Raw genomic sequence first — 8,503 nt, 5'->3', positions numbered from 1 at the left:
TCGACATCTACCCGACCACCTTTCAGGGTAAAGCTGCTACGCGCTGGCCGTTCCAGATGCCCCAACTCAACGCGCTGGAGGGCCATCCTGGCCTGGGGCTGGGGTACAACCTGCCTATCTACCGGCTGGCTATCGAGGTGGTGCAGTAGCGCGGAGAAGAGCACGGTGAACGCGGCGGAGCAGTCATGTCAACCCTGCAGCCCGCAAGGGCCCAAGCCGGGAGGTTTTGCGAAGTCTGCTTAACAGTTGCGACCACCAGTGCACGTGCGCCAGATGTCCTTTCGGGTTGGTTTAAGCCTGAGCGAGGTTTTGCTCCCAGAATTGTGGGAGCGATGTCCACGGTTCGCACGACGTCGCGGTGCGGCTAACGGCTTGCGAAAGGAGCAGTAACATGGACGGCATCAGTGTGGCATTCATAGCGCTATTCATCATCTTCGGCGGTATGTGGCTTATCACCAAGATATTTGGCGAGCGCTCAGCCACGGGCTCTGCATTTGAGGACGATCGTGCGCCACAATGTCCTAAATGCGGCAGTAACGAACGGGTTATGGAGCACGCAGCTTTCCTTTCGTCGAAAGGCGCGAGGAAATGGGACTGTGGGCGCTGCAAATACGCTTTCTAGGCGGATTTACACACCTCTGGTGTCTTGAACCGCGCTCTACTGACCCTGTGTTGAGCAAGCGCTATTCCTGGAATCGGTAATACGAACGGGGTAGCCGAGTGTAAATTCAGCTACCCCGTTCTGGCGCGCCTGCCCCGGTTCGGACTGTGGCTGCCAGCCGCCGGACGCAGTCGCCAACGCCAGATACCGCCACCCCAGACGGCAGTTCGGCTGTTTTCCTTTCGGGGCGAGTGGACTCCGCCCGAGGATTTCTCACTGCCGTCCGGTATTCAAGTCCTTGGCGTCAGCGCATGGGTAGAACGGCTGGCGCCGGTCGCTTGAAGCCCACTCGGCCCGAGAGTACTCGATGACCAACTGCTATTCTGATATGGGCGTCGTTCTGGGAGTTCTCCTTTTCGAGCGGGGAGAGCTACAGGCAAAGTAAGGATAGCCGTGTCAATTGTATTCACCCCCGCCAGAGGGGCACTGCCCCTCTGGCCTCCCTCTACTCCTCCCTGGATCCCATGAGGCGCAGTCGCCGGACCCAGGCGGCGAGGTCGGCGCGGCACGCAGGTAGAAGAAGCGGTCGGCCAGCCCCGCGCCGTGGCCGACGGGGAAGCTGCCGCGGTCGAAGGGCTGTGGTGAGGCGGACGGGGCGGGAACCAAGGCCCGCCCCTCAAAGTCGATTCTCCGATGTATAATCGTGAAGACATGGCCGCAAACGATACTTCCGCAACATGCCCGCGTCGCGATGTCGAACGGCCAGCTACGAAGCGGCTAGAGAACAATGCCGCCATTTTGCCGCCTTTTTCTCCAGCACGCGCTGGTGACAGACAACGCCACAGATACAGACGCATAGAACACGCGACCGCTAGATGGTATCTGACGGCACGGGTCGGCACAACCTATGCCTGTCTTGCACACAGAAGGCAGAGGTTCAAGTCCTCTATCGCCCACCACATTTGTTGCGTATCTGCCTTCCCGCGCTTGTCACGCGCCTGTGGTGGGGCAAATGGTCACGAAATGGTCACGGACTGGTCCCCGCCCCTTCTCCGTACCAAACTGAGCGAGACTTTTGGGGAGGAGACCAGATGCGCTCACCCGCCGAGGTCTATGCGGCGTGTGTAGTCAAAGAGTGCAAACAATCTGTCCAAATCCAGGTGGGGCAGTACAGTTGCCGCTTTTCGCGGCATAAACGAGGAGGAGGATGAAAGCTCTGGTAATAGGGGGCACCGGCCCTTCAGGCCCGTATGTGGTGCAAGGTCTGGTAAGCCGCGGATATAAGGTCACCATTTTGCACCGGGGCGCTCATGAGATCCCTTTGCCCGACGAGGTGGACCACATTCACGGAGACGCCCATTTCCAGGCACCGGGCGATATTGTGGAAGCCCTGAAGGGACAGACGTTCGACGTGGCCATCGCAACGTATGGGCGTCTGCGGCGCATCGCCGAGGCCATGAAGGGCCGGACCCAGCGGTTCATAGCCATTGGGGGAACACCAGCATATAAGGGGTGGCGCAAACCCGCCCTAGTGCCCGAGGGTCTACCCACACCTGTGCGAGAGGACACGACCACCCTTCACGACAACCCTGATCTGGACCTCTACGGCTACCTGATTGTCATGACCGAGCGCACCATCATGGAGAACCATCGGGCTGGCCACTATCAAGCGACCATCTTTCGCTATCCCCAGATATATGGCCCCTGGCAGCCTGGGCCCCGTGATTGGAGTATCGTCCGCCGCATTCTGGACGGCCGGAAGCGGTTTATCCTTCCGGATGGCGGCCTCACTATAGAGACATGGTGCTATGGGGAAAACGCAGCTCACGCTGTGTTGCTGGCGGTGGACCAGCCGGACCGGTCGGTGGGACAAATCTATCACGTTGGCGATGAGAGGCCCGTGTCATTGAGGCGCAGAGTCCACATCATCTCCCGCATCATGGGGCACGAGTGGGAGTTGGTGGAAATACCCAGGGCCTTGGCTCCCCCCAGTTTTCCCTATCTGACCCACGGCTCTCATCACCGGATACTGGACCTCACCAAGATCAAGACCGAGCTTGGCTACCGGGACGTTGTCCCCGCGGAAGAAGGTGTTGAGAAGACAGTACGGTGGCTCCTGGAGAACCGCCCAGCGCCTCGCGGACAGGAAGAGATGCAACTGAAAGACCCATTCGATTACGAGGCTGAGGACCGGTTCATCGAGGCCTTCCAGGAGTGCATCCGAAGGATGGCCCTGGTCCCGTGGACCCCCTGGGATCCCGGACTCTCGAGGTACGCCGTTCAGCCTGACGTCCCTCGAGCTTCGCCTTAGCCAGATTGAACGTTTGCTTTCACACAGGGCGAACCCTGTCTCTGGACTTTGCACATTCTTCTGGAGCACCTTCTCAACATCCGTGTTGTTCTATCTTTTCGTGGGGACGGTCGTCCTTCTTATCGTCCCAGGCCATGGCCTGGCCCGCCTATTCCATCGGACCGTGGGAAGGATGACTACCATAGAGCCCCGTCCTTTTACCGCCATCGCCTGGGGCATGTGCCTCTTGTTGCTGTTCGCGGTGACCGCGATAGGTTTGGCAGGTCCATTCCTCTATCGTCTTGTGGCGAGCTAGGACGATTAGACTCGGTGGACGGCCTAGCGGGCCGTCGCTATAATGGCACCGACTTTCTTTTGGGGAGGCTGCTAGGATGAGTCAGGCGCCTACTGCACGCGCCTTCTTGCCGACATGGGCGCGGACGTGCTCGGCGACTGCCGTCCGCCGACGTCCGGCGTCCCGTCAACAACGGAGTCATTGCCTGAAAACGCAGCGTAAGTGGAGGACACCGCCATGAGCAGCCTGCCTATCGAGCCTGCGCGCACCGCCCTGCTGGTCATGGACTGCGACAACGACGTTGTCCACCCGAAGGGCGGCTCCGCCTTCTGGCAGCAGGTCCAGGAGCGGGACATCCTCGCCCACATTCGCCATACCCTCGACGGGGCGCGCAGCAAGGGGGTCACGGTCATCTACGTCGTGGCGTCCTTTCGCGCCGACTACGCGGACATTGGCGCCTATCCTGAGCTGCTGCAACGGGTCAAGGGCCGGGGCGCTCTCAAGGAGGGCACGTGGGGCACGCAGGTCCATGAGGCCATCGCCCCGCTGCCACAGGACTTCATCGTGCACAAAAAGCGCGTCAGCGCGTTCTACGGGACGGACCTGGAGGTCGTGTTGCGCACGCGACGGATTGACACCCTGGCTCTGACGGGCGTGTCCACCAACTTTGTGGTGGAGAGCACCGCCCGCTACGGCAGCGACGCGGGCTACCGCGTGATCGTACTGGAGGACTGCTGCTCCGCGGCCAGCCCCGATATGCACAGCTTCGCGGCGCGGAAAGTCTTACCCATGCTCTGCACCGTGGCGTCGTCTCAGGACTTCCTGGCGGGCCTGGGCACGTCCAAGTAAGCGAAGGAGGAAAGGCCATGAAGGCGAACTTCGGCATCACGCTGGTCCCCGAGAAGTACACGAACTTCCTGGAGTGGGTCAAGCTCACCGACGAGCTTGGGTACGACATCCTGGGCATCGGCGATTCCCAGTCGCTCTTTCGCGAGCTTTACGTCTCCTGCGCCCTGGCCGCGATAAACACGAAGCACGTGCGCCTGGGGCCGCGCGTGTCCAATCCGCTGACGCGCCACCCGGCGGTCACGGGCGGGGCCATCGCCAGCGTGGAGGAGTTGGCCCCTGGACGCGTGTTCCTGGGCCTGGGCACCGGCGACAGCGCCATCCTGAATCTGGGGCTGCGGCCCGCCAAGATGGCCGACGTTCGTGAGTATGTCACCGCCCTGCGCGAGCTTTTCGCCAAGCATGAGACGGTCTATCAGGGCCGCACCGTGCGCCTCACGTGGCCCACTTGCGCCGTGCCCATCTACATTGCCGCCGAGGGGCCAAAGACCCTTCGCATGGCAGGCCAGATCGCCGACGGCGTGGTCGTCGGAATTGGCCTGACGCCGGAGCTTATCAAGGACGCGCTGGGCTACATCCATGCCGGCGCGCGCGACGTGGGGCGCGACCCCTCGACCATTGACATCTGGTTTCTGGCTAAAGGGAACATCGGCGAGAGCCGGGCGAAGGTGATTGACGACATGCGGATGGCCCTGGCGGCCAGCGCCCATCACGCCTTTCGCTTCACCCTGGAGGGCAAGCACGTGCCTCCGCACCTGGTGGACAAGGTGGAGCGCCTCAAGAGAGAGTACCGCCCCAGCGAGCATGAGCAGTTGGGCGCTAACCGGCACAACGCGCAGATGGTGGATGAACTGGGAGTAAAGGACTTTCTGGCGGAGCGCTTCGCCATCGCGGGGACGCCGAAGGACTGCATCGAGCATATCGAGCGGTGCGTGGCGGCGGGCGCCACTCAGTTCTGGATCAGCGCCCACGTTCCCGACAGGCTATACTATCTCCGTACTCTGGCGGAAAAGGTCATTCCGCACTTCAAGTAAGGCAGGGGTTGTCTTGACGCGGAGTCACCAAACAGACTAGAAGTCATTCCAAAATGTCTGCTCACCCTTCGACAAGCTCAGGGTGAGCGGTGGTTTTTCCGTTCTTGGTGAGCCCTTCGTCCTTCCAGGGAAGGATCAGGGCAGGCTTTGTCGAACCATGAAGCCGATTTTTGGAATAGCTTCTAGCGCCTGACGTTCATGACCGGCGTCCGCGAAGGTTTGCGGCGTGTCAGGACAATCTCGCGGAAGCGAGTGACTCTGGATTATGCTGTTCCCTCTGCTATTCACTCTTTCCGCCGCCGCGCTGGTCCTGTTCCTGTTCGGGCGGCGGACGTGGTTCAACCGGCGGGTCGCGGTCGCGGGGCTGCTGTCCGTCCTGCTGGCCGTGGCGGCCCTGGGCGTCGCGCTGGCGCTCTACTGGTCCACGGCCATGAGCGTGAGGCCGGAGACTATGCCGTTGAGCGCCCGCACCCCGGCCGTGTGGACGGCATACGCGGGATGGGCCAGTTCCACGTTCTGGACCATCTGGCTTGGCGCGCCGGCCGCCGGAGTCGTCGCCGCTCTCGTGGGCGGTCTGGTCGCGCGTGTGCGCTGGTGGCAGCCGGTGGCCTTCGCGGCCACGGTTATCATCCTGCTCATGCTTTTCTTCTCTCCAGTGGTCGAGATGGTCAATGCGTGCGCGACTGGCACGTCCCAGATAATCGTCGGCGCCGTGGTGTGCTAGAGTGAGACGGAGTGAGCTATGATGGCATGCTCTCGGAGAGCGTGAGCAAGGCGGGGCTCTCCCATTGTGAGGGAGCAGCGATTCGCGCCGGTTCTCTTGCGTCTTGGTTGGTCGTTGATCATTTCCGAACCGGGACATGGCCCAAGGTCAACCCCCTACGCAAGAGAACCCTACGGGGACGAAGTCTTGAAAGTGTCCCAGGTGTAGGTATCGATGATCGCGAAGTGCGGGTACTGCGGACAGCCGGTAGCAAAGGGCAGGGATCGCCTTCCCAACGACCCGCGATTTCTCTGCGGTCATTGCGAAGCCCAAGTGCTTCGAGAACTGACACCCTTGCCGCGGAATGCGAAGAAGAAGCTGTTGAGATACGGCAAGGGCCCATTCGCCGAGCGTGCGATGAACGCCCTGCGTGCTGCCGGTGTCCGGAGCATCGAGCCGGTCATATCCTCAGGCCACCTCAAGCCTGCGGAAAACAAGCAACAGCCACACACGGCGAACAAACCGAAGCCGGGAGACAAGGCGCAAAGAAAGAAATATCCGGTTCTCGACGAGGGACGATCCGAAGACCTCCGTAAAGACATGAGAATGCATGGGATGCGGGTGGCAGGCGGTGGCTTTAAGCAGGGAAAGCGTCGCTAGCGCTGTTGGCCTAGCGGCATAAGGTTCCCGTCTGTGAAAGGGATGGTCGGTTCTCTTGCGTCTGGGTTGGTCGTTCATTATTTCCGAACTGGGACTTGGCCCAAAGCCAACCCTTATGCAGGAGTACCTTCGCGCCGGTTCTGCTCTGTTTAGGTTGACGCATAGGTGACTCCTATGGTAAGCTCTCGGTGGTTAGTAGCGGCTCAATACCACCGTTCGATTCCTGAATGAGGTGTCATATGCCGATTGCACTAAAGGCCTACAACGACGGCTTAGAGCCAGGAGACGCCGAGCTACTTGCTACCCTTGAGCAGAAACCCTATCAAGCGTTCTCCTTTTCAGACTTGATGCGACGCACTGACAATCTTCTGTTCGCTATTGCCAATGCACTTGTCCTCCAACGTCAGCTCGACCGGTTGGTTGGGAAGGGTCTCGTGAAGTCCAAGAACATCGGAGACGTTCTGTACTACGTCTCTGCAAAAGCTGCCTAGCTCTTTCTGTCTTGTCCTTGGTTGCTGCCCAACTCTCCACAGCAGCACATATAGTCAGTGCTGCTTTTTCACCGAACTTTCTTAGTTCCTCTTGTACAACCTTCCGCACGTCCTCAAGCGTGATGCCATTGTTGCTGTTGCACATTGTCCTTACTTCCTTGCGTACTCTTTCACCTAGGGTGTTAAATGTAAGTTGGGGTCTAGGCCAACCTTTACAGAGCGGAACCTTCGCGCCCGCCAACTGGACGCGAGGCTCCGAATCTGGTAACGTAGGGAAAGGTTTGTCGTCTTTATCAGGAGGCGAATAGTCCCGATGATCCACCACCTGCGCTATAAGGCGCTCCTCCTGCTCCTTGTCCTGTCTTTCTCATTGGCCGGGTGTCAGCCGCCCGCGCCAACACCGACTCCCGTACCGCCCTCGACTCCGACGCCCGCGCCTGTCCCTACGAGTGCGCCGACGGCCACACCCGCGCCTTCGCCAACGCCCGTTCCGCCGACGGCCACCGCGACTCGCGTCCCGCCAACGGCGACGCCTGTGCCACCCACGCCTACCGCTACACCGGCGCCGCCCACGGCCACGCCGACGCCCGTGCCCACGGCTACCCCTGCTCCCACGCCGACGCCCGAGCCAACGGCGACGCCCGTCCCCACGCCCGTGCGCGTTGCAACCTTTAGGGTTGGCGTAGGTCCTACGGGCCTTGCCTATGTTGCGGGGTCGGTATGGGTGGCTGACGAGCAGGGCAGCGCTCTGGTCCGGCTCGACCCCGCTACGGGAGCGGTGCTCAGCACTGTGCCCCTTGGCCAGAACCGCAAGCCGCATGCTCTCACCTATGATGGCGCGTCCGTGTGGGTGAATTTCAGCGACGGCGCTGACCTGGTGCAGATGAATTCCGCCACGGGCGCTTTCCGGAGCAACCGCACGGCGCAGTTTGGCTCCGCGGACATGCTGTATGACGGGCGGTTCCTGTGGATTGCATCTCACATTAATCGCGCCATCACGCGCTTCTCGCCGAGCGCCAACATTGTGGACGCCACGTTCACCGGCTACGACAGGCCGTGGAGCCTCGCATTCGATGGCGCGTACCTGTGGGTTGGCGACATTGAGACCGGGCTCGTGACGCGCTACAGGCCGTGGGAGACGGAGACACTTGTCCGTGTGGACGACATGACGACGCGCGGCGGCGACCCGTGGAGCCTGCTCTACACCAACGGGGACATGTGGGCGACGATCGCCAAACGGAATGTGGTGCTCAAATTCCGCACCGCGGACCGGGCAGTTTACGGTGAGTATCCCACCGGCGGCTCGCAGCCGCACGGGATCGCCACGGATGGGCGGTCCGTGTGGGTCGCCAACTATGGCGACGGCACCGTCGCGCGGCTCAGCAACGAAGGGGCTGTCCAGGAGGTCATCCGCGTGGGGCGGGGGCCGGAGAAGGTCATCTTCGACGGGACGTACGTCTGGGTGAGCAACTCCCTGGACGGGACGGTGACGCGCATCCGTCCCTAAGAGTCGGTTGCGGCTCCGTCTCTGCCCTCCCCCGTCAGAGTGTCGGGCACGTCTCCCTGCGCCGCGGCGGCTTTTG

General features: G+C 61.4%; 9 protein-coding genes. 8 read left to right on the top strand and 1 reads right to left on the bottom strand.

Going from position 1 to position 8,503, the window contains the following annotated elements:
- Positions 1–391 precede the first annotated feature (391 nt).
- The 7 genes from Q7T26_02515 (at position 392) to Q7T26_02485 (ending at position 6,920) form a co-directional block, all read left to right on the top strand.
- The gene (locus tag Q7T26_02515; GenBank protein ID MDO8531030.1) at positions 392–622 is read left to right on the top strand and encodes a hypothetical protein; all 231 of its coding nucleotides are present in this window, start codon (positions 392–394) and stop codon (positions 620–622) included.
- Between the two features lie 1,186 nt (positions 623–1,808).
- Positions 1,809–2,912 (top strand): NAD-dependent epimerase/dehydratase family protein, encoded by a 1,104-nt coding sequence (locus Q7T26_02510; GenBank protein ID MDO8531029.1) that lies wholly within the window; start codon positions 1,809–1,811, stop codon positions 2,910–2,912.
- Positions 2,913–3,423: 511 nt separating this feature from the next.
- Entirely contained in the window at positions 3,424–4,035 is a 612-nt protein-coding gene (locus tag Q7T26_02505) for a cysteine hydrolase (protein ID MDO8531028.1), read from the top strand.
- A gap of 17 nt (positions 4,036–4,052) precedes the next feature.
- Positions 4,053–5,066, top strand: a complete 1,014-nt coding sequence (locus Q7T26_02500; GenBank protein ID MDO8531027.1) for an LLM class flavin-dependent oxidoreductase — start codon at positions 4,053–4,055, stop codon at positions 5,064–5,066.
- Positions 5,067–5,331: 265 nt separating this feature from the next.
- Positions 5,332–5,790, top strand: a complete 459-nt coding sequence (locus Q7T26_02495) for a hypothetical protein (protein ID MDO8531026.1) — start codon at positions 5,332–5,334, stop codon at positions 5,788–5,790.
- Between the two features lie 213 nt (positions 5,791–6,003).
- The gene (locus tag Q7T26_02490) at positions 6,004–6,429 is read left to right on the top strand and encodes a hypothetical protein (GenBank protein MDO8531025.1); all 426 of its coding nucleotides are present in this window, start codon (positions 6,004–6,006) and stop codon (positions 6,427–6,429) included.
- A gap of 239 nt (positions 6,430–6,668) precedes the next feature.
- A complete protein-coding gene (locus Q7T26_02485; protein ID MDO8531024.1) occupies positions 6,669–6,920 on the top strand; it encodes a hypothetical protein in 252 nt (83 codons plus the stop codon).
- A 381-nt stretch (positions 6,921–7,301) separates the two neighbouring features.
- Here Q7T26_02485 and Q7T26_02480 read toward each other — a convergent pair whose 3' ends face one another.
- Positions 7,302–7,571 carry a hypothetical protein gene (locus Q7T26_02480; GenBank protein MDO8531023.1) on the bottom strand — a complete coding sequence of 90 codons (270 nt, stop codon included), beginning with the start codon at positions 7,569–7,571 and terminating at the stop codon, positions 7,302–7,304.
- A 73-nt stretch (positions 7,572–7,644) separates the two neighbouring features.
- On the opposite strand from Q7T26_02480, the gene Q7T26_02475 reads away from it, so the two are divergent.
- Positions 7,645–8,427 carry a hypothetical protein gene (locus tag Q7T26_02475; protein ID MDO8531022.1) on the top strand — a complete coding sequence of 261 codons (783 nt, stop codon included), beginning with the start codon at positions 7,645–7,647 and terminating at the stop codon, positions 8,425–8,427.
- Positions 8,428–8,503 lie beyond the last annotated feature (76 nt).

Source organism: Dehalococcoidia bacterium (assembly GCA_030648205.1).
Taxonomy (GTDB): domain Bacteria; phylum Chloroflexota; class Dehalococcoidia; order JAUSIH01; family JAUSIH01; genus JAUSIH01.
The sequence above is the reverse complement of the archived record's forward strand: the minus strand, read 5'-3'. Positions and strand labels throughout refer to the sequence as shown.

Bases quoted from the DNA above. Each gene is read 5' to 3' on its own strand.
- Q7T26_02515 (MDO8531030.1), top strand. From the start codon at position 392: ATGGACGGCATCAGTGTGGCATTCATAGCGCTATTCATCATCTTCGGC.
- Q7T26_02510 (MDO8531029.1), top strand. From the start codon at position 1,809: ATGAAAGCTCTGGTAATAGGGGGCACCGGCCCTTCAGGCCCGTATGTG.
- Q7T26_02505 (MDO8531028.1), top strand. From the start codon at position 3,424: ATGAGCAGCCTGCCTATCGAGCCTGCGCGCACCGCCCTGCTGGTCATG.
- Q7T26_02500 (MDO8531027.1), top strand. From the start codon at position 4,053: ATGAAGGCGAACTTCGGCATCACGCTGGTCCCCGAGAAGTACACGAAC.
- Q7T26_02495 (MDO8531026.1), top strand. From the start codon at position 5,332: ATGCTGTTCCCTCTGCTATTCACTCTTTCCGCCGCCGCGCTGGTCCTG.
- Q7T26_02490 (MDO8531025.1), top strand. From the start codon at position 6,004: ATGATCGCGAAGTGCGGGTACTGCGGACAGCCGGTAGCAAAGGGCAGG.
- Q7T26_02485 (MDO8531024.1), top strand. From the start codon at position 6,669: ATGCCGATTGCACTAAAGGCCTACAACGACGGCTTAGAGCCAGGAGAC.